This is a genomic window from Streptomyces sp. SAS_272 (genome assembly GCF_052543235.1).
Genome location: NZ_JBMNDR010000024.1, coordinates 73,785 through 93,280, shown reverse-complemented (window position 1 = coordinate 93,280; position 19,496 = coordinate 73,785). Strand labels below are relative to the sequence as shown.

Sequence of the window (19,496 nt, the reverse complement as noted above, 5' to 3'; positions counted from 1 at the left end):
TCGTCCTTGCGCCGCCCGGGCCCTGCTCTCACATCAACGTGCTCGCTCTGTCGATCAGAGCCGGCCGCCGACGAAGACCGTCAGGTCCACGAGGCGGTTGGAGTAGCCCCACTCGTTGTCGTACCAGCCGAGGATCTTCACCGAGTTGCCCTCCTGGACCATGGTCAGGGAGGAGTCGAAGGTGCAGGAGGCCGGGTCGCTGACGATGTCCGACGAGACGATCGGGTCCTCGGTGTAGGCCAGGTAGCCCTTGAGGTCGCCGTCCTCGGAGGCCTTCTTGAACGCGGCGTTGACCTCGTCCTTGGTGACCTCGCGCTGGAGGGTCACGACCAGGTCGGTGGCCGAGCCGGTCGGGACCGGGACGCGCATCGCGATGCCGTCGAGCTTGCCCTTGAGCTGCGGCAGGACCAGGGCGGTTGCCTTGGCGGCGCCCGTCGTGGTCGGGATGATGTTCTCGGCGGCGGCGCGGGCGCGGCGCAGGTCCGAGTGCGGGAAGTCCAGGATGCGCTGGTCGTTGGTGTACGCGTGGACCGTCGTCATCAGACCCTTGACGATGCCGAAGTTCTCGTCGAGGACCTTGGCCATCGGCGCCACACAGTTGGTGGTGCAGGAGGCGTTGGAGATGACGTGGTGGTTCGCCGGGTCGTACTTGTCCTGGTTGACGCCCATCACGATCGTGATGTCCTCGTCCTTGGCCGGAGCCGAGATGAGGACCTTCTTGGCGCCGCCCGCGATGTGCTTCTCGGCGTCGGCCTTCTTGGTGAAGATGCCGGTCGACTCGATCACGATGTCGACGCCGAGGTCGCCCCACGGGATGTCCGCGGGGTTGCGCTCGGACAGCACCTTGATGGTGTGGCCGTCCACAGTGATCGTGTCTGCCGTGTGCGACACCTCGGCCTTGAGACGGCCCAGGATGGTGTCGTACTTGAGCAGGTGAGCGGTGGTCGCGGTGTCACCCAGGTCGTTGACAGCCACGATCTCGATGTCAGCACCCTGCTCCAGCAGCGCGCGGAAGTAGTTACGACCGATGCGGCCAAAGCCGTTGATGCCTACGCGGATCGTCACGAACCGATCTCCTCGTTGGTACGCCGGCCACGAGGTGCCGGCGAGCTGTATTTGGGATGTCCCCGACCACCCACGACCCTACCTCTCCGGGGCCGCCGGAGTGACATCGAGTCGGCCCATACACGGCACGGCGGTCCGTACCCGCCAGTAGGGGTACGGACCGCACGGGCCGTACGGGCCCGATCACTCGATCCGGTTACGAACCGTCACGAGCTGTTGACTTGGGCGTGTCATCGCGCAAGTGAGGAGAGGGCCTTTCCGATGAGCGTCTTGCGGTCGGCCGCCGCGGCGACGTGCTCCAGGCCGAAGCCGAGCAGCACGGTGTCGTCGGTGGTGACCGCTCCGTACGTCTGGAACAGGACGCCGGTGCGCGCCCAGTCCTTCAGGACGGCCGGGCTGCCGGCGGGCGGTCCGCCGGCCTTCCAGGCGCCGAGCGACGTCTCGAAGCCCTCGGTCTCGACGGCGCCGCCGCCGACGACCAGCGAGGCGTCGTCCGCGAGGACGCCTCGGCCGCCGCTGCCCGGGTCGGTGACGTACGCGATCGAGACCTCGACGTTCTTGCCCGCGTACGCGCTCAGGTCGAAGTTCACCTGCTGCCAGCCGCTGGAGGCGCCGGTGAGGGCGTTCCAGACGCCGGTGGACCCGGTCGCGGAGCAGTCGTTCGCGCCGAGGGTGAGGTAGTGCTCGAGCCACGGGTGCTCACCGACGTAGAAGCCGGCCCCGCACTCGGCGGGCACCGCGGTGCGGGTGGCGCCGCCCGCCTCGGGAAGCGTGGTCCAGTCGTCGCCGCCGACGGTGTGGATCTCGACGATCGCGTTGTCGTAACCAGGCTCGGTGTCCCACAGCAGCTGGGTGCGCAGCGTCGGCTTGCTCGCCGCGCCGACGCCGCTGAGGTCGATGGTGCGGGTGAGCCGCTTGTAGGCGTCGTCGGTGTGCACGGCCGCGGCCATGTACGAGCCCGCGTAGGGCCCGTAGGGGTTGACCGTGCCGGCGAACTGGCCGGCGCCCGCGCTCGCGAACTGCGGGAAGGCGGCCGCCGGCAGCTCGTCCGAGGTGACCGCGTAGGTGCCGGCCTTGTCGAGCGGGTTGCCCGTGGCCGGGCCGAGGGCGGCGCTCAGTCCGCCGAGCCTGCCGGAGCCGGTGAATCCGGTGGCTCCGGGGGTCGAGGTGCGGGAGTAGGCGCCCAGGTAGTACTGGCTGAAGTCGTTCGACGGGGTGCCGTCGGCGAGGGCGACGCTGCCGCCGGCCAGCTCGCCCGCCTCGATCAGCTTGCCGCCCTCGTTGAGGAAGGCGCGCAGCGCGAGCTGGGTCGGGTTGCCGGGGACGCTCGCGCCCGTGTAGTGGACGACCGTGCGGAAGTGGCTCAGCACGCCGAGCGGGTCGGGCGCCCCCTGGGTGGCGACGTCCCAGACGATCGCCTTGCGGCCGTTGGCCTTCAGCGCGTCCACGTAGGTCTGCGCCTGCGTGGCGGCCGCGCCCTCCTCGGCGACCACCAGCGTGTCGGCCTGGGGCCGCGCGGCGACCGTGTAGGTGAAGTGCGCGCTGGAGACCTTCTTGCCGTTCTCGGCCTTCCCGGTGAACCACACCTCGACCTTGTCGCCCGGCCTGCCGTCCTTCACCCTGGCCCGGTACGCGTCGAAGTAGAGGTTGTCCTCCCCGCCGTAGGTCTCGCCGCCCTTCCAGTGCCGGAGCGCCTGGTCCCGGGTACGGCCGCCGTTGACGCGGTACTTGAGCTCCTTGTCGCGGACCGCCTTGCGCACGACGACGGAGACCTGCTGGTCGGCGCCGCGCGCGTACGACGTGGTGAACGGCGCCGGGGTGAAGTCGGCGGCGGTCAGACCGACCGAGGACTTCGGGCGGTCGGGGCGCGCGGCGGACTCGGCGACCGAGAGCGCGAACGGGACGTTCTTGGCGAACTCGGCCTGGATCAGCTTCTCGTCGTCCGGGAAGTTGAAGACCGACTGGCAGTCCCCGCTCTTCCACTGGTCGTCGGGGTCGACGTTCGAAGCGGTCTGACAGGTCGACATCTCGGGGGTGAACATGGCCATGCCGTTGACGTTCGAGGCGTGGCCGTCCGCCTCCCCGTTGGTCGTGTACAGCTCCGAGGAGACCTGCGGGTGGTAGCCCGGGACGGCCGACTTCTCGGGCGTGCCGGCGAGCGCCTCGTAGGCGACGTCGTCCGGGGTGTCGGTGGCGACCTGCCAGCCGACCCCGTAGAGGAGGAGTTCGGCGGCGGAGTGGTAGTTGATGCCGTAGGTGAAGCCGATGCGCTTCTCGAAGGCGTCGAGCGCCCTGGTCTCGGGCTCGGAGGCGGGCTTCGCTCCGCGGTAGGTCTCACTGGTGGGGTTAGGTGACGAACCCTCGTTGTCGTAGCCCCACTTGTAGGCGAAGTTGCGGTTGAGGTCGACGCCGTCGCCGGTGGAGATCGCGCCGTCGCCGTTGACGTCCCGCAGGTTCTTGCGCCACATGCGGTTGTCGGCGCTCTTGAAGGTGTAGTCGTAGCCGTCGGGGTTGGCCGACAGGACGAACCACAGCTCGTTGGAGTCGACGATCTTCTTGACGCGCTTGTCGGTCCGGTAGTTGTCCAGGTAGTAGTGCATCAGCCGCCGGGTCATCTCGGGGGTGATCCACTCGCGCGCGTGCTGGTTGGACATGTACAGCACCGAGGGCTTGGAGCCGTCGGCGGACTTCTTCGCGTCCCTGGTCAGTTTGACCGCGAGGATGTCCTGGCCGTTCACGGTCTTGCCGAGGGAGACGACCTTGGTGAGGCCCGGGTTCTGCCGGCCGGTGCGCAGGATCTCCTCCCGCAGGCCGCCGCTTCCGCTGTACGGGCGGAACACGCCTTCGGCGGCGGCCTCCACGCGGTTCTCGGAGGCGGCCGACAACGAGTGCTCGGCGAGCCGGACACCCTGCTTGCCGAGTTTCTTCGCCTGTTCGTCCGTCAGGTAGACCTCGACGGTGGCAGTGCCCTTCGCGGGCACCTGCTCACTGAGTTCGTGACCGTCCTGTCCGGCCGCCAGCAGCAGGGGTACCTGCTGTCCGGTGACCTCGGCCCGGAACACCTTGACCTCGGCCGGATCGGGCTTCGGTGAAGGTGCGGGCTGCGCCTGGGCGATGGGCGCGAATGCCGCTCCGCCGAGCAGGAGTGCGCCGACAGCGAGGATCGATCTCGCTCTAGGTCTCATGAACCCCCCTAGCGTGAGTTCGCCACAGCAGCGAACTCTGCCAGGCTCATGACAGTTCATGATCCAGTCAAGAGCGCCTCACAGCCCGTCAGCATGCCGGTGGAGTCGCCCGATCGGACGTCTTCACCGGCATGCTGACGGACGATCAGCCCACCAGGTTGTCGGCGAGCTCCTCGCTGAGGTTGCACTCCGTGCCCGGGATGCCGAGGTCCGAGGCCCGCTTGTCGGCCATCGCCAGCAGCCGGCGGATCCGCCCGGCGACCGCGTCCTTCGTCAGCGGCGGGTCGGCCAGCGCGCCCAGCTCCTCCAGGGAGGCCTGCTTGTGGTCCATGCGCAGCCGGCCGGCTGCAGCGAGGTGCTCGGGCACCTCGTCGCCGAGGATCTCCAGGGCGCGCTGGACGCGGGCCCCGGCGGCGACCGCGGCGCGGGCCGAGCGGCGCAGGTTGGCGTCGTCGAAGTTGGCGAGCCGGTTCGCCGTGGCCCGCACCTCGCGGCGCATCCGCCGCTCCTCCCAGGCCAGCACCGACTCGTGCGCGCCCAGCCGGGTGAGCAGGGCGCCGATCGCGTCGCCGTCGCGGACCACGACCCGGTCGACCCCGCGCACCTCGCGGGCCTTCGCCGCGATGGAGAGCCGGCGGGCCGCTCCGACCAGCGCGAGCGCGGCCTCGGGGCCCGGGCAGGTCACCTCAAGGGAGGACGAACGGCCGGGCTCGGTGAGCGAGCCGTGCGCCAGGAAGGCGCCGCGCCAGGCCGCCTCGGCGTCGCAGGTCGCGCCGGAGACCACCTGCGGGGGCAGACCCCGGATGGGGCGCCCGCGGCCGTCCACGAGCCCCGTCTGCCGGGCGAGCTGGTCACCGCCCGCGACCACCCGCACGACATAGCGCGAACCGCGGCGCAGACCGCCGGGGGCCATCACGATCAGCTCCGAGCCGTGCCCGAAGATCTCCAGGATGTCCCGCTTGAGCCGACGGGCCGCCATCGCCGTGTCCAGCTCCGCCTCGATCACGATGCGCCCGCTCACCAGGTGCAGGCCGCCGGCGAACCGCAGAAGGGCGGAGACCTCCGCCTTTCTGCAGCAGGTCCGGGTGACGGGGAGCCGGGAGATCTCATCCTTCACCGCTGCCGTCATCGCCATGGGCCGATCCTTCCATGCATCCGAAAAATACGGTCGTACGCGGCGGCCAACAGCTCCGGGTCGTGCCTCGGGGTTCCGTCGGGCCGGGCCACCGGCGCCAGCTCGACCGCGGCTCCGAACCTCTTGGCGGCGTCGGCCAGCGAGTCGCGGTCGGGCACGGCTGCCTCGTCGGCCAGCACCACGTCCAGGGCGAGTTTAGGGGCGTGTCGTCCCAAAACCTCCAAATGACGCTGCGGGGAGAAGCCGTCGGTTTCACCGGGTTGCGGAGCGAGGTTCAAGGAGAGCACCCGGCGCGCCTTCGTCTCCATGAGCGCGTCGAGCAGTTCGGGCACCAGCAGATGCGGCATGACCGAGGAGAACCAGGAGCCCGGCCCCAGCACCACCCAGTCGGCGTCCAGGACCGCTTCGACGGCCTCCGGGACGGCCGGCGGGTCGTGCGGCACCAGGTGCACGGACTGCACCTCGCCCGGCGTCAGCGCCACGGTCGCCTGCCCGCGGACCGTGTCGACGTCGTCGGGCCGCTCGGGATCGTGCCCCTTCACCAGCGCCTGGAGTTCCAGCGGCACGGCGGACATCGGCAGCACGCGCCCCTGTGCGCCCAGCAGCCGGCCGACCAGGTCCAGGGCCTGGACGTGGTCGCCGAGCTGCTCCCACAGGGCGACGATCAGCAGGTTGCCCACCGCATGGCCGTTGATCTCGCCCTGCGACTGGAAGCGGTGCTGGATGACCCGGGCCCAGGTCTGGCCCCATTCGTCGTCGCCGCACAGCGCGGCGAGCGCCTTGCGCAGGTCGCCGGGCGGCAGAACGCCCAGTTCCTCGCGCAGACGGCCGCTGGAGCCGCCGTCGTCGGCCACCGTGACCACGCCGGTGAGGTCGCCGGTGATGCGCCGCAGCGCGGTGAGCGACGCGGACAGGCCCATGCCGCCGCCGAGGGCGACCACCTTGGGCTGAGCGCCGCGGCGGCGCGGTTTGCCGCCGCGGGCCTCGGCAGGCCGGCCCGTGCGCCCCTCCGGGGCGACCCTGCGCAACCGGCCGAGCCGTGGAGAACGTCCCGTCATTCCCGTCCCATGTCCCGGTGTACGACCACCGTCTCCACGCCCTCGGCCGCGAGGCGCGCGGCGAGCTTCTCCGACATGGCCACCGAGCGGTGCTTGCCGCCCGTGCAGCCGACCGCGATGGTCACATAGCGCTTGCCCTCCCGGCGGTAGCCCGTGGCGACCAGCTGGAGGAGCTCCGCGTACCGGTCCAGGAACTCCTTGGCGCCGGGCTGGTTGAGGACGTACGTCGAGACCTCCTCGTTGAGCCCGGTGTAGGGGCGCAGCTCCGGAACCCAGTGCGGGTTCGGCAGGAAGCGCATGTCCACGACCAGATCGGCGTCGACCGGCAGGCCGTACTTGAAGCCGAAGGACATGACGGTGGCCCGCAGCTCCGGCTCCTCCTCGCCGGCGAACTGGGCGTCCATCTTGGCGCGCAGTTCGTGCACGTTGAGGCTGGAGGTGTCGATGACCAGGTCGGCGTCGCCGCGCAGCTCGCGCAGCAGCTCACGCTCGGCGGCGATGCCGTCGACGATGCGGCCGTCCCCCTGCAGCGGGTGCGGGCGCCGCACCCCCTCGAAGCGGCGCACCAGGGCGTCGTCGGAGGACTCCAGGAAGACGATCCTCCGGGTGACGCCCTTCGTCTCGAGGTCGGCGAGCGACTCGCGGAGGTTGTCGAAGAAGCGCCGGCCGCGGACGTCGACGACGACCGCGATCCGCGCCACGTTGCCCTGGGAACGGGCGCCCAGCTCCACCATGGTCGGGATCAGGGCGGGCGGCAGGTTGTCGACGACGAACCAGCCGAGGTCCTCCAGACACTTGGCCGCGGTCGAACGGCCGGCCCCGGACATGCCGGAGATGATCACCAGCTCGGGGATGGCCGCCTCGGGGATCCCGGGCGGCGAGACGTCGGTAGTCACCTGTGCTCCGTCTTCATGGCGTGCTTCTTGCTGCGGGCTGTCGGGGACCGCGGGGTGCTGGGCGGGATCCTCGGCGGGATCCCCGTGTCCCTGCTGGGACGCGGCTGTCGGCACAGTAGTGGGCGGCTGTTCCCGCCGGTCCGTGGGGTCTGCGTCGTGCTCGGTCATGTCTCCTGCCCCCGTCGTTCTTCCGGGGCGCCCGCGGTGACGGGGTCTCCGGGGGAATCCGGCGTGGCGCCGGGTTCCTCTTCCTCAATGATCTCTCCGGTGGCCGTGTTCACGGCGGGGGCGGGCGGCGCCGCCCGGACGAGGGCCGCGGCGATGGTCTCGGCCGTCTTGCGGCCTATCCCCGGGACCTCGCAGATCTCCTGGACCGTCGCGGCCCGCAGCTTCTTCACCGATCCGAAGTGCTTGATCAGCGCCTGCTTGCGGGTCTCTCCGAGACCGGGCACCTCGTCGAGCGGGCCGGAGCGGAAGCGCTTGGCGCGCTTGGCCCGCTGGTAGGTGATCGCGAAGCGGTGCGCCTCGTCGCGGACACGCTGGAGCAGGTAGAGGCCCTCGCTGCTGCGGGGCAGGACGACCGGGTCGTCGTCCCCCGGCAGCCAGACCTCCTCCAGGCGCTTGGCGAGGCCGCAGACGGCGATGTCGTCGATGCCCAGTTCGTCCAGCGCCCGCCTGGCCGCCGCCACCTGCGGCTGTCCGCCGTCGACGACGACGAGCTGGGGCGGGTAGGCGAAGCGCCTCGGACGACCGTCCTCGTCCTTGAGGCTGCTGGTCAGGGGCGCTTCGGCGGCATCCGTGAGGAGCTCTCCCGCGCCGTGGGCAGGGGTGCTTCCGGTGGCGTGGGCAGGGATGCCGTCCGCGGCGTCGGCGTTGGGCGTGCCTGTGCCGTCGACGGGCGGCGTCCCTGTGGCGGTGACGACAGTGCTCTCGTCGTCGGTCCACTCGCCCGTCCGCTCCTTCTCGCCGAGGTAGCGCCGGAAGCGGCGGGTGATCACCTCGTGCATGGAGCGGACGTCGTCCTGGCCCTCGAAGCCCTTGATCTGGAAGCGGCGGTACTCGCTCTTGCGCTGCAGGCCGTCCTCGAAGACGACCATGGAGGCCACCACGTCGTCGCCCTGGAGGTGGGAGATGTCGTAGCACTCGATCCGCAGCGGGGCGCTGTCCAGGTCGAGCGCCTCGGCGATCTCCTCCAGAGCACGCGAGCGCGTGGTCAGGTCGGAGGCGCGCCTGGTCTTGTGCAGCACGAGCGCCTGCTGCGCGTTGCGCTCGACGGTCTCCATCAGGGCCTTCTTGTCGCCCCGCTGCGGGATGCGCAGTGACACGATCGACCCGCGGCGCCCGGTGAGCCACTCCTGGACGGGTTCCACGGGCTCGGGCAGCGCGGGGACCAGGACCTCCTTGGGGACGGAGTCGCCGCGCTCCTCGCCGTACAGCTGCTGGAGGGCGTGCTCGACGAGGGCGCCGGTCGTGACGTCCTCGACCTTGTCGGTCACCCAGCCGCGCTGACCGCGCACGCGCCCGCCGCGGACGTGGAAGATCTGGACGGCCGCCTCCAGCTCGTCCTCGGCGACGGCGATCAGGTCGGCGTCGGTCGCGTCCGCCAGCACGACCGCGTTCTTCTCCATGGCCTTCCTCAGGGCCTCGATGTCGTCGCGCAGGCGGGCGGCCCGCTCGTACTCCATCTCCTCGGCCGCCTCCGCCATCTGCTTCTCCAGACGGCGGAGGTAGGTGCCGGTACGGCCGGTCATGAAGTCGCAGAACTCGTCGGCCAGTTCGCGGTGGTCGTCGGCGTCGATGCGGTCCACACAGGGCGCGGAGCACTTGCCGATGTAGCCGAGCAGGCACGGCCGGCCCGTGCGCGACGCGTTCTTGAACACGCCGGCGGAGCAGGTGCGCACGGGGAAGACGCGCAGCAGCAGGTCGACCGTGTCCCGGATCGCCCACGCGTGCGCGTACGGCCCGAAGTACCTGACGCCCTTCTTCTTGTGGCCGCGCATCACCTGCACGCGCGGGTACTCCTCGTTCATGGTGACCGCGAGATACGGGTAGCTCTTGTCGTCGCGGTACTTGACGTTGAACCGGGGGTCGTACTCCTTGATCCAGGAGTACTCCAGCTGCAGCGCCTCGACCTCCGTGGACACCACCGTCCACTCCACCGACGCGGCCGTGGTGACCATCGAGCGGGTGCGGGGGTGCAGGCCCGCCAGATCCTGGAAGTAGTTCGCCAGGCGCTGGCGCAGGCTCTTCGCCTTTCCGACGTAGATCACCCGGCGGTGCTCGTCGCGGAACCGGTACACCCCGGGAGAGTCCGGGATCTGTCCCGGCTTGGGGCGGTAGCTGGAGGGATCGGCCATGTCTCACACCCTACTGGCGCGGGGTGACACTCCGGTGGGGCTGTGGACAACGGTCGGGGCGGACTCCCGCGCCCCGCACGGACATGGGCACGGGCAGGGAGGGCTGGGACGGGAGGGAACGGGACGGGAGGGGCGAGGCGCGGCAGGCGTCGGGGCGTGGGAGCGCGGCAGGCGTCGGGGCGCGGCAGGCGTGGGAGCGCGGCAAGGAGTGGGGGTGGGGCAAGGAGTGGGGCGCGGCAAGGGGTGGGGGTGGGGCCGAGGGCATCGACTCGGCCATACGCACATGCCACTCGGGCATCAGGTGTTGTCGGGACTTGGTCAACACGCTTCAATGCGGAGGAACTCGGGGCCCTGAACGCCGCCTTACGGATGTGAAGACGCTCCGCGTGGCCGGCAAGGCACCGGCTACTCGCACGAACGGTCCGACCAGCCGTCGTGAGCATTCACAGAAAGGCCCCTTGCATGCCGCACGCCCCACAGCACGCGGACACCGCCGGCCAGGCCCCCGCCGTGGAACTGGACACGGCTCTGCAGGGCGGCCCCTTCCATGTGGCGCTGCGGGCCGCGATCGCCGCCCGCGGACTGCCGCTGCAGCGCGTCCAGCATCATCTGTCGCGGTACGGGGTCAGGGTGGGCGTGACGAGCCTGAGCTACTGGCAGCAGGGCGCCCGGCGGCCGCAGCGCCCCGAGTCGCTGCGCGCCGTGCGGGCGCTGGAGGAGATCCTGCATCTGCCGGACGAGTCCCTCATCCGGCTGCTGGCGGAGTCCGACGACGGACTCGGGGGCACGTCGGCGAGGGCGTCCGAGGGTCGCTCCTACCGTTCGCTGCTGCAGGCCTCCGGGGCTCTCGAACAGCTGCTCGCCGAACTGGAGTGCTCCGTGGACGGGGGGCTGCACACGCTCGGCCATCACGAGCGGGTGCGCATCGGGGCGCGCCGGGAGCTTTCCGGCCGGGAGTCGCAGCACATCGTGCGCGCCCATCGCGACGGCGTCGACCGTTTCGTCGCCGTCCACCACGGCGACCCCGGCTGCGCGCCGGAGCGGATGACCGTGCACGCCCTGGAGAACTGCCGGGCCGGCCGCATCCGCCGCCATCACGACACCGGCGTGCTCGTGGCGGAGTTCCTGTTCGACACCCGGCTGCGGACCGGCGAGACCTTCCTTTTCCGCTACGGCGTCGAGGACGGCACGGCCGGCGTCTGCCGCGAGTACGTGCGGGGCTTCGGGGCGGCCGGCGGCCAGTACGCCCTGCAGGTCCGCTTCTCCGAGCAGGCGCTTCCCGTGCGCTGCCACCGCTTCACCCAGCACTCGGCGGCGGCCCCGCGCGGCGGCCGCCAGGAACTGCCGCTCAGCGGCCGGCACCGCTCGGTGCACCTGGTGGAGCCGCGGGTGCGCTCGGGGATGGTGGGCATCGGCTGGGACTGGAACTGAACGGCTGCGCGCCGTCTCGGCGCGCCTGGTGAGCGGGTGAGCGCGCCGGCGTCCTGGACACCATGGCGACGGCCGGGTCCGATCTTCCCCGGCCGCGCTGCCGGGCGCTCATGCCGGGAGAGGCGACGGCGGCCCGCGGGAGTTCCCGCGGGGCGCCGTGCTTGCGCCGTTGCGCGCGGCAGGGCCGGGCCCACGCGCGCGTGCCCGCGTCAGGCCTTGCGGGCCCGCGTCGTCTTCTTCGCGGGTGTCGCCTTCGGCGTGGCCGACTTGGCGGCAGCGGACTTCGCCGCGGTCTTCGCGGCGGCCGTGGCGGTGGCGGCCGTCTTCCGCGTCGTCGCCCGGGCCGCGACCGTCTTCTTCGCCGCGGTCTTGCGCGGGGCCTTGACCGGGGCCCCGTCGCTGATCCGGTCGGCGTCGAGGATCTCGCGCAGGAACTTCCCGGTGTGGCTGGTCGGCACCGCGGCGACCTCCTCCGGCGTGCCCTCGGCGATGACGAGTCCGCCGCCCGCGCCGCCCTCGGGGCCCATGTCGACGACCCAGTCGGCGGTCTTGATCACATCGAGGTTGTGCTCGATGACGATGACCGTGTTGCCCTTCTCGACCAGGCCCGAGAGGACCTTCAGCAGCTTGCTGATGTCCTCGAAGTGCAGGCCCGTGGTCGGCTCGTCCAGGACGTAGACCGTGCGGCCGGTGGAGCGCTTCTGCAGTTCGCTGGCGAGCTTCACACGCTGCGCCTCGCCGCCCGACAGGGTGGTCGCGGCCTGGCCGAGGCGGACGTAGCCGAGGCCGACGTCCTTCAGGGTGTTGAGGTGGCGGGCGATCGCGGGGACGGCCTCGAAGAACTCCGTCGCCTCCTCGATCGGCATGTTCAGGACGTCGGCGATGGACTTGCCCTTGTAGTGGACCTCCAGGGTCTCCCGGTTGTACCGGGCGCCATGGCAGACCTCACACGGGACGTAGACGTCCGGGAGGAAGTTCATCTCGATCTTGATCGTGCCGTCGCCGGCGCAGTTCTCGCAGCGGCCGCCCTTGACGTTGAAGGAGAAGCGGCCGGGCAGATAGCCGCGGACCTTCGCCTCGGTCGTCTCCGCGAAGAGCTTGCGGACGTGGTCGAAGACGCCGGTGTAGGTGGCCGGGTTGGAGCGCGGGGTGCGGCCGATGGGCGACTGGTCGACGTGCACGACCTTGTCGACGAGGTCGTCGCCCTCCACACGCGTGTGCCGTCCCGGGACGTTCCTCGCGCCGTTCAGCTCGCGGGCCAAGTGCGTGTACAGGATGTCGTTGACCAGCGTGGACTTGCCCGAGCCTGAGACGCCGGTGACCGCGGTGAACAGACCCAGCGGGAAGGACACGTCGATGTCCTGCAGGTTGTTCTCGCGGGCGCCGTGGACGGTGAGCCGGCGCGAGGGGTCCTGCGGACGGCGGACGTCCGGCAGCGGGATCGCCTTCTTGCCGGACAGGTACTGCCCCGTCTGCGACTCGGCGTTGGCCAGCAGCTCCTTCAGGGAGCCGCTGTGCACGACCTTGCCGCCGTGCTCGCCGGCGCCGGGGCCGATGTCGACGATCCAGTCGGCGACCTTGATGGTGTCCTCGTCGTGCTCGACGACGATGAGCGTGTTGCCCATGTCCCGCAGCCGGACCAGGGTCTCGATCAGCCGGTGGTTGTCACGCTGGTGCAGGCCGATGGACGGCTCGTCGAGGACGTACAGGACGCCGACGAGGCCGGAGCCGATCTGGGTGGCCAGCCGGATCCGCTGGGCCTCGCCGCCGGAGAGCGTGCCGGCCGCGCGGTTGAGCGAGAGGTAGTCCAGGCCGACGTCGACCAGGAACCGCAACCGCTCGTTGACCTCCTTGAGGACCCGCTCGGCGATCTTCTTGTCACGGGCGTCGAGCTTCAGCTCGCCCAGGAACTCGGCGCAGTCGCTGATGGACATCCCGGAGACCTCGGCGATGGACTTCTCCATGACCGTGACCGCGAGGACGAGCGGCTTCAGCCGGGTGCCCTGGCAGGTGGGGCAGGGCACCTCGCGCATATAGCCCTCGAAGCGCTCACGGCTGGCGTCGCTCTCGGCCTCGCCGTGCCGGCGCTTGACGAACGGGACGGCCCCTTCGAAGGGCGTGGTGTACACCCGCTCCCGGCCGTAACGGTTGCGGTAGCGGACCTCGATCTGCGTCTTGTGGCCGTACAGCAGGGCCTTCCTGGCCCGCTGGGGCAGGCCCGCGAAGGGGATGTCGGTGCGGAAGCCGAGCGCGTCGGCGAGGGCTCCGATCAGACGGCCGAAGTAGTCCTTCGTGTGGCCGTGCGACCAGGGGTGGATGGCGCCCTCGTCGAGGGACTTGTCCTCGTCCGGGACGATCAGCTCGGGGTCGACCTCCATGCGCGTGCCGATGCCGGAGCACTCGGGACAGGCGCCGAAGGGCGAGTTGAAGGAGAAGGAGCGCGGCTCGAGCTCCTCGAAGGACAGGTCGTCGTACGGGCAGTACAGGTGCTCCGAGTACATGCGCTCGCGCTCGGGGTCGTCAGCGGCGAGGTCGACGAAGTCGAGCACGACCATCCCGCCGGAGAGACCGAGTGCGGTCTCCACGGAGTCGGTGAGCCGGCGCTTGGCGGTGTCCTTCACCGTGAGGCGGTCGATGACCACCTCGATGGTGTGCTTCTCCTGCTTCTTCAGCGTGGGCGGGCTGGACAGCTGGACCGTCTCGCCGTCCACCCGCGCACGGCTGTAGCCCTTGGTCTGGAGATCGGCGAAGAGGTCGACGAACTCTCCCTTGCGCTCGCGCACCAGCGGCGAGAGCACCTGGAAGCGGCTGCCCTCCGGCAGCTCCAGCACCTTGTCGACGATGGCCTGCGGCGACTGGCGGGTGATCGGCCGGGCGCACTCGGGACAGTGCGGCTTGCCGATGCGCGCGAAGAGCAGCCGCAGGTAGTCGTAGACCTCGGTGATCGTGCCCACCGTGGAGCGCGGGTTGCGCGAGGTCGACTTCTGGTCGATCGAGACGGCCGGGGAGAGGCCCTCGATGAAGTCGACGTCCGGCTTGTCCATCTGCCCGAGGAACTGCCGGGCGTACGACGAGAGCGACTCGACGTAGCGCCGCTGGCCCTCGGCGAAGATGGTGTCGAAGGCCAGCGAGGACTTGCCCGACCCCGACAGGCCCGTGAAGACGATGAGCGCGTCGCGTGGCAGGTCGAGCGAGACATTCTTGAGGTTGTGCTCGCGCGCGCCACGGACGATGAGACGGTCGGCCACGCCGGTCCGCACCTTTCTTGAGAGAAGTGACAGGGGCGGGGCCCCCGTCTTCCTCAGACTAGGGGGAGCCACTGACAACGCCGGTCGGGATTCAGCCGGGGTTCACCGGTTCACAACAATCCCCGGCCTTCCAGCATGCCTGACGCCGCCACCGACCTTATAGCACGTGCATTCGATTAGCGGGCCCGGCCGGCCGCCTTCACCCGAACGAGTGGCGAGGCTAGGGTCAGCAGCATGATTGATCACGCTCATGACCTGGAGTCCGTACACGCCGCGACCGAGCGGCTGCTCAGCGCAGTCGCCGGACGGGACGACGCATCGGTCTCCGAGCCGTCGCGGCTGCCCGGCTGGAGCCGTGGACATGTCCTCGCCCACCTCGCCCGCAACGCGGACGCCCTGGTGAACGTCCTCGAGGGCCGCCCCATGTACGCCGACGCGCAGGTGCGCGACGCCGACATCGAAAGGGACGCCCCGCGCTCCCTGCGGGACCAGCTCGCCGACCTCCGGGAGAGCGCGGCCCGTTTCCAGGCGGCCGCAGCCGCGCCCGGCGACTGGTCGCGCACGGTGGAGCTGCGCAACGGCGTCGTCGACGCGGCGGCCCGCGTGCCGTTCCGGCGGTGGGCGGAGGTCGAGCTGCATGCCGTGGACCTCGGCATCGGCTATGAGCTCGAGGACCTGCCGGCGGAGTTCACCGAGCGGGAGACCGAGTTCCTGGCCGAGCGGTTCACCGGGCATCCCGACGTGCCGCCGACCCGCCTCACGGACGGCACGCGCGCGTGGCGCACCGGCCGCAAGGCCGACGAGCCCGAGGTGACCGTCACCGGCGCCCCGGCGGACCTCCTCGGCTGGCTCGCCGGACGGCGTGACGGCACCGGGCTGACGGCCGACGGCGGGCCGCTTCCGGCCCTTCCTCCGCTATAGGCTGCCGCCATGACGTACAGCGGACAGGTGACGGTCGGCGGCCCGGCGGACGTGCACGAGCTCAAGGACCTGATGATCACCAAGATCGCGGTCGGCCCGATGAACAACAACGCCTATCTGCTGCGCTGCCGGGCCACCGACGAGCAACTGCTGATCGACGCGGCGAACGACGCGCAGGCACTGCTCGGCACCATCGGTGACGACGGCATCGCGTCCGTCGTCACCACCCATCAGCACGGCGACCACTGGCAGGCGCTCGCCGAGGTCGTGGCGGCCACGCGGGCGCGCACCTTCGCCGGCCGCGAGGACGCCGACGGCATCCCGGTGCCGACCGACGTCCCGGTCCTCGACGGGGACGTCATCCGGGTGGGGAACGTGGAGCTGACGGCGCGCCATCTGGTCGGGCACACGCCGGGCTCGATCGCCCTGGTCTACGACGATCCGCACGGCCACCCCCACGTCTTCACCGGCGACTGCCTGTTCCCCGGCGGAGTGGGCAACACCCGCAAGGACCCGGAGGCCTTCGCCCGCCTGATCCACGACGTCGAGACGAAGATCTTCGACGTGCTGCCGGACGAGACCTGGGTCTATCCGGGACACGGCGACGACACGACGCTCGGCGCCGAGCGGCCGCATCTTCCGGAGTGGCACGCGCGCGGGTGGTGACCCCACCCGCACGGGGCGCGCGCCCGATGAACGCGCGCCCCGTGTGAATCGCGTGCACGCGCCGACGCTTCACGCGCGCTCCCCCTGTACGTGGTTGCGCGGTCAACTGGTTGCAGCCCCGCGCGGGATGACGGCTCCGGCGCGGATGGGCCGCCGGTCCACGTTCCCCGCCCTCGACCGGCGGCCCGGGCGAACCCCCGCACCGAGTCGCGGGGGCGCCGCCCGCCCGCGCCTCGCGCACCGCCGTTCACCCTGGTTCACGAGAACGCAACACCCGTTCCCACCATGCGGACAAAATCCGGCGTGACCTCGACAAACCAGGGTTTTCGCTGCCACTCTCCGGCCATGCACCCCGCCCCTCGTGTCCTGCGCCGCGCCGTCGCCGGCGCCACCGTGGCCCTCCTCGCCACCGCCGTCGGCTGCGCCCCGCAGCCGGAGGAGAAGGCTGCCCCCACCGCCTCCGGTTCGCGCGCGAACACCTGCGCCAAGGGCGAACTGGCCACCGAAACCCCCGGCAAGCTCACGATCGCGACCGACGAGCCCGCCTACGAACCGTGGTTCAAGGACGACAAGCCGACGAACGGCGAGGGCTTCGAGTCGGCGGTGGCCTACGCCGTGGCCGGACAGCTCGGTTACGGCAAGAACGCCGTGGTCTGGCAGAGCGTGCCGTTCAACAAGGCTTTCGCACCCGGTCAGAAGACGTTCGACTTCGACATCAACCAGGTGTCGATCAGCGACGAGCGCAAGAAAGCCGTGGACTTCTCGTCCGGCTACTACGACGTGCGCCAGGCGGTCGTCGCGCTGAAGGGCTCGAAGGCCGCCGGGGTGACGGGCGTCGCCGGTCTCCGGGGCCTCAAGCTGGGCGCGCAGGTCGGCACGACGAGCCTCGACTACATCGACGACGTGGTGAAGCCGACGCGGCAGGCGGCCGTGTACGCGAAGAACGACCAGGCCAAGTCCGCACTGAAGAACGGCCAGGTCGACGCCATCGTCGTCGATCTGCCGACCGCCTTCTACATCACCGCCGCCGAGGTGACCGACGCCGAGATCGTCGGCCAGTTCGAGAACCGGGGCGGCGCCCCGGAGCAGTTCGGGCTGGTCCTCGACAAGGGCAGCGCGCTCACCGGGTGCGTGAGCGGCGCCGTGGACGCCCTGCGCAAGGACGGCACGCTGGCGAAGATCGAGCAGCAGTGGCTCTCCGACGCCGTCGACGCCCCGGTGCTCAAGTGACGCTCACCAAGGACGAGTCCGGCCGGGAGGGGGCGGACGACCCTGGCGACGGCACCGGGAGCGGCGCGACCGGCGACGCCTACGTCCCGTCGCGGCGCCGGCTGGAGCGCGAGCGCTACCGGCGCACACGGGCCCGGCGCGCCACGGCGATCGCCGCGCTGTCCACCCTCGTCACGGCCGTGGTCCTCTACGCGGTCGTGATCGGTGCGCCCGGCTGGCCGCGCACCAGGGAGACCTTCTTCAACGGGCAGTACGCGCGCGAGGCGTTCCCCAAGGTCCTCGAAGGGCTGTGGCTGAACGTCCGGCTGCTGCTGGTCTGCGGGGCCGCCGTACTGGTGCTCGGCATGCTCATCGCCGTCGCCCGCACTCTGCGCGGCCCCGTGTTCTTCCCGCTGCGCGCGCTGGCGGCGGCGTACACGGACTTCTTCCGCGGTCTGCCGCTGATCATCAACCTGATGATCGTGGTGCTGGGCGTCCCCGCCCTGCGGCTTCAGGGCGTCACCGTGGACCCCGTGCTGCTGGGCGGCACGGCCCTGACGCTGACGTATTCGGCCTACGTCGCCGAGGTGTTCCGGGCCGGCATCGAGTCCGTGCACCCCTCGCAGCGGGCGGCGGCCCGCTCGCTGGGGCTGAGCAACCGGCAGGCGCTGCGCCACGTCGTGCTCCCCCAGGCCGTGCGCCGTCAGGTGCCGCCGCTGCTGAACGACCTGGTGTCGCTGCAGAAGGACACCGGCCTCGTGTCGATCGGCGGCGCGATCGACGCCGTCCGCGCGGCGGACATCATCGTGGGCCGCAGCCTGAACTACACCCCGTACATCGTCGCGGGGCTGGTCTTCGTGGCCCTGACCATTCCGATGACCCGATTCACGGACTGGGTGACGGCCCGGATGGACCGTCAGCGGGCCCAGGGAGGAACGACATGAGCGACGCGCCCGCCGCGCCCGTCGACGCGCCCGTGCTGCGGATGGAGTCCGTCCGCAAGACCTTCGGCGGGACCGTCGTGCTGCGGGACGTCGACCTGGAGGTCGCCCCGCACACGGTGACCGCGCTGATCGGCGCCTCCGGCTCCGGCAAGTCCACACTGCTGCGCTGCGCCAACCTGCTGGAGGACGTCGACGACGGCGCGATCTGGCTGGACGGCGAGGAGATCACCGACCCGCGCGTCGACCAGGACGCGGTACGGCGCCGTATCGGCGTGGTCTTCCAGGCGTACAACCTCTTCCCGCACATGACGGTCCTGGAGAACATCACGCTCGCCCCGCGCCGCGTGCACGGCGTCGCCCGCAAGGAGGCCGAGGAGCACGCCGGGGAGCTTCTGGAGCGGCTCGGGCTGGCGGGCAAGGCGGTCGAGTACCCCGACCGGCTCAGCGGCGGCCAGCAGCAGCGGGTCGCGATCGTGCGAGCCCTGGCGGTACGTCCCCGGCTGCTGCTGCTCGACGAGGTCACCGCGGCCCTCGACCCCGAACTGGTGGGCGAGGTCCTGAACGTGGTCCGCGATCTGAAGGGCGACGGCATGACCATGGTGCTGGCCACGCACGAGATGGGCTTCGCCCGCGAGGTAGCCGACCAGGTCTGCTTCCTCGAGGGCGGCGTCGTCCTGGAGCGCGGCACGCCCGAGGAGGTCTTCGGCGCCCCGCGGCAGGAGCGCACACGGCGCTTCCTGCGGCGCATCGTGGAGGCGGGCCGGCTCTGAGCGGCGGCGCTCGGCGGCGGCTCCTCCGGAGCGGCGCGTGGTCGTCGCCGCGTGAACGTCGGCCCCGTGGACGTCCCTACGTGTTCGCCTTGCCCGGTCCCGCCAGCGCCGCGACCCGCTGCACGCCGAACACGTACCCCTGCACCCCGCAGCCCGCGATGACGCCGTCGGCGCGCAGCGACACGTAGGAGTGGTGCCGGAACGACTCGCGCCGGTGGATGTTGGAGATGTGGACCTCCAGCACCGGCAGGCCGTCGCAGGCGTTGAGCGCGTCGAGGATCGCCACCGACGTGTGCGAGTAGGCGCCCGGGTTGATCACGATGCCGCAGTGGTTCAGCCGCGCCTCGTGGATCCAGTCGACCAGCTCGCCCTCGTGGTTGGACTGGCGGAAGTCCACCGTGCCACCGTGCCCGGCCGCCGCCTCGACGCACATCGCCTCGACGTCGGCCAGGGTGTCGGAACCGTAGATCTCCGGCTGACGCTGCCCCAGAAGGTTCAGGTTGGGGCCGTTGAGGATCATGATCGGGGCGTGGGACAGGCTGCGGGGCACGGTTCCTCCGGTCCGTCGGGGCGGCCGTCCGGGGCCACCGCTCGACCCCGGTTTATCACGG

General features: G+C 71.0%; 14 protein-coding genes. 6 read left to right on the top strand and 8 right to left on the bottom strand.

The annotated features are described in order from the left end of the window. Positions 1–54: 54 nt before the first annotated feature. The 6 genes from gap to uvrC form a co-directional block, all read right to left on the bottom strand. Positions 55–1,065 (bottom strand): type I glyceraldehyde-3-phosphate dehydrogenase, encoded by a 1,011-nt coding sequence (gene gap / locus ACN6LD_RS16535; protein WP_107444593.1) that lies wholly within the window; start codon positions 1,063–1,065, stop codon positions 55–57. A gap of 230 nt (positions 1,066–1,295) precedes the next feature. Beyond that, a complete protein-coding gene (locus ACN6LD_RS16530) occupies positions 1,296–4,250 on the bottom strand; it encodes a M14 family metallopeptidase (RefSeq protein ID WP_319195556.1) in 2,955 nt (984 codons plus the stop codon). A 145-nt stretch (positions 4,251–4,395) separates the two neighbouring features. Beyond that, a complete protein-coding gene (whiA, locus tag ACN6LD_RS16525) occupies positions 4,396–5,385 on the bottom strand; it encodes a DNA-binding protein WhiA (RefSeq protein WP_319195554.1) in 990 nt (329 codons plus the stop codon). Beyond that, positions 5,376–6,443 (bottom strand): gluconeogenesis factor YvcK family protein, encoded by a 1,068-nt coding sequence (locus ACN6LD_RS16520; RefSeq protein ID WP_319195553.1) that lies wholly within the window; start codon positions 6,441–6,443, stop codon positions 5,376–5,378. The genes whiA and ACN6LD_RS16520 overlap by 10 nt, the downstream gene beginning before the upstream one ends. Then, the gene (gene rapZ, locus ACN6LD_RS16515; RefSeq protein ID WP_445043542.1) at positions 6,440–7,507 is read right to left on the bottom strand and encodes an RNase adapter RapZ; all 1,068 of its coding nucleotides are present in this window, start codon (positions 7,505–7,507) and stop codon (positions 6,440–6,442) included. Before rapZ ends, ACN6LD_RS16520 begins: the two co-directional genes overlap by 4 nt. After that, positions 7,504–9,696, bottom strand: a complete 2,193-nt coding sequence (gene uvrC, locus ACN6LD_RS16510; RefSeq protein ID WP_445043541.1) for an excinuclease ABC subunit UvrC — start codon at positions 9,694–9,696, stop codon at positions 7,504–7,506. Before uvrC ends, rapZ begins: the two co-directional genes overlap by 4 nt. Before the next feature lie 462 nt (positions 9,697–10,158). On the opposite strand from uvrC, the gene ACN6LD_RS16505 reads away from it, so the two are divergent. Then, positions 10,159–11,127 (top strand): hypothetical protein, encoded by a 969-nt coding sequence (locus ACN6LD_RS16505; RefSeq protein ID WP_319191216.1) that lies wholly within the window; start codon positions 10,159–10,161, stop codon positions 11,125–11,127. 209 nt (positions 11,128–11,336) lie between these two features. Here the strand turns inward: ACN6LD_RS16505 and uvrA are convergent, their stop codons facing one another. Then, positions 11,337–14,375, bottom strand: a complete 3,039-nt coding sequence (uvrA, locus tag ACN6LD_RS16500) for an excinuclease ABC subunit UvrA (RefSeq protein WP_319191213.1) — start codon at positions 14,373–14,375, stop codon at positions 11,337–11,339. A gap of 234 nt (positions 14,376–14,609) precedes the next feature. Between uvrA and ACN6LD_RS16495 the strand changes: the two genes are divergently transcribed. The 5 genes from ACN6LD_RS16495 (at position 14,610) to ACN6LD_RS16475 (ending at position 18,885) form a co-directional block, all read left to right on the top strand. Next, positions 14,610–15,296: a maleylpyruvate isomerase family mycothiol-dependent enzyme gene (locus ACN6LD_RS16495; RefSeq protein WP_445043540.1), complete on the top strand. Its 687-nt coding sequence runs from the start codon at positions 14,610–14,612 to the stop codon at positions 15,294–15,296. Positions 15,297–15,305: 9 nt separating this feature from the next. After that, on the top strand, positions 15,306–15,962 hold the full coding sequence (locus ACN6LD_RS16490) for an MBL fold metallo-hydrolase (protein ID WP_319191210.1): 657 nt from the start codon (positions 15,306–15,308) through the stop codon (positions 15,960–15,962). Positions 15,963–16,307: 345 nt separating this feature from the next. Further along, a complete protein-coding gene (locus tag ACN6LD_RS16485) occupies positions 16,308–17,192 on the top strand; it encodes an ABC transporter substrate-binding protein (protein ID WP_319191208.1) in 885 nt (294 codons plus the stop codon). After that, positions 17,189–18,115: an amino acid ABC transporter permease gene (locus ACN6LD_RS16480; RefSeq protein WP_445043539.1), complete on the top strand. Its 927-nt coding sequence runs from the start codon at positions 17,189–17,191 to the stop codon at positions 18,113–18,115. Before ACN6LD_RS16485 ends, ACN6LD_RS16480 begins: the two co-directional genes overlap by 4 nt. Next, positions 18,112–18,885 (top strand): amino acid ABC transporter ATP-binding protein, encoded by a 774-nt coding sequence (locus ACN6LD_RS16475; protein WP_445043538.1) that lies wholly within the window; start codon positions 18,112–18,114, stop codon positions 18,883–18,885. The genes ACN6LD_RS16480 and ACN6LD_RS16475 overlap by 4 nt, the downstream gene beginning before the upstream one ends. A gap of 76 nt (positions 18,886–18,961) precedes the next feature. Here ACN6LD_RS16475 and aroQ read toward each other — a convergent pair whose 3' ends face one another. Then, positions 18,962–19,435: a type II 3-dehydroquinate dehydratase gene (aroQ, locus tag ACN6LD_RS16470; RefSeq protein WP_319191202.1), complete on the bottom strand. Its 474-nt coding sequence runs from the start codon at positions 19,433–19,435 to the stop codon at positions 18,962–18,964. Positions 19,436–19,496: the final 61 nt, after the last annotated feature.

Excerpts from the sequence above, each read along its gene's own strand:
- ACN6LD_RS16520 (WP_319195553.1), bottom strand. The coding sequence starts at position 6,443 with ATGACGGGACGTTCTCCACGGCTCGGCCGGTTGCGCAGGGTCGCCCCG.
- ACN6LD_RS16490 (WP_319191210.1), top strand. The coding sequence starts at position 15,306 with ATGACGTACAGCGGACAGGTGACGGTCGGCGGCCCGGCGGACGTGCAC.
- ACN6LD_RS16505 (WP_319191216.1), top strand. The coding sequence starts at position 10,159 with ATGCCGCACGCCCCACAGCACGCGGACACCGCCGGCCAGGCCCCCGCC.
- ACN6LD_RS16495 (WP_445043540.1), top strand. The coding sequence starts at position 14,610 with ATGATTGATCACGCTCATGACCTGGAGTCCGTACACGCCGCGACCGAG.
- ACN6LD_RS16530 (WP_319195556.1), bottom strand. The coding sequence starts at position 4,250 with ATGAGACCTAGAGCGAGATCGATCCTCGCTGTCGGCGCACTCCTGCTC.
- whiA (WP_319195554.1), bottom strand. The coding sequence starts at position 5,385 with ATGGCGATGACGGCAGCGGTGAAGGATGAGATCTCCCGGCTCCCCGTC.
- ACN6LD_RS16475 (WP_445043538.1), top strand. The coding sequence starts at position 18,112 with ATGAGCGACGCGCCCGCCGCGCCCGTCGACGCGCCCGTGCTGCGGATG.
- uvrC (WP_445043541.1), bottom strand. The coding sequence starts at position 9,696 with ATGGCCGATCCCTCCAGCTACCGCCCCAAGCCGGGACAGATCCCGGAC.
- ACN6LD_RS16485 (WP_319191208.1), top strand. The coding sequence starts at position 16,308 with ATGCACCCCGCCCCTCGTGTCCTGCGCCGCGCCGTCGCCGGCGCCACC.
- rapZ (WP_445043542.1), bottom strand. The coding sequence starts at position 7,507 with ATGACCGAGCACGACGCAGACCCCACGGACCGGCGGGAACAGCCGCCC.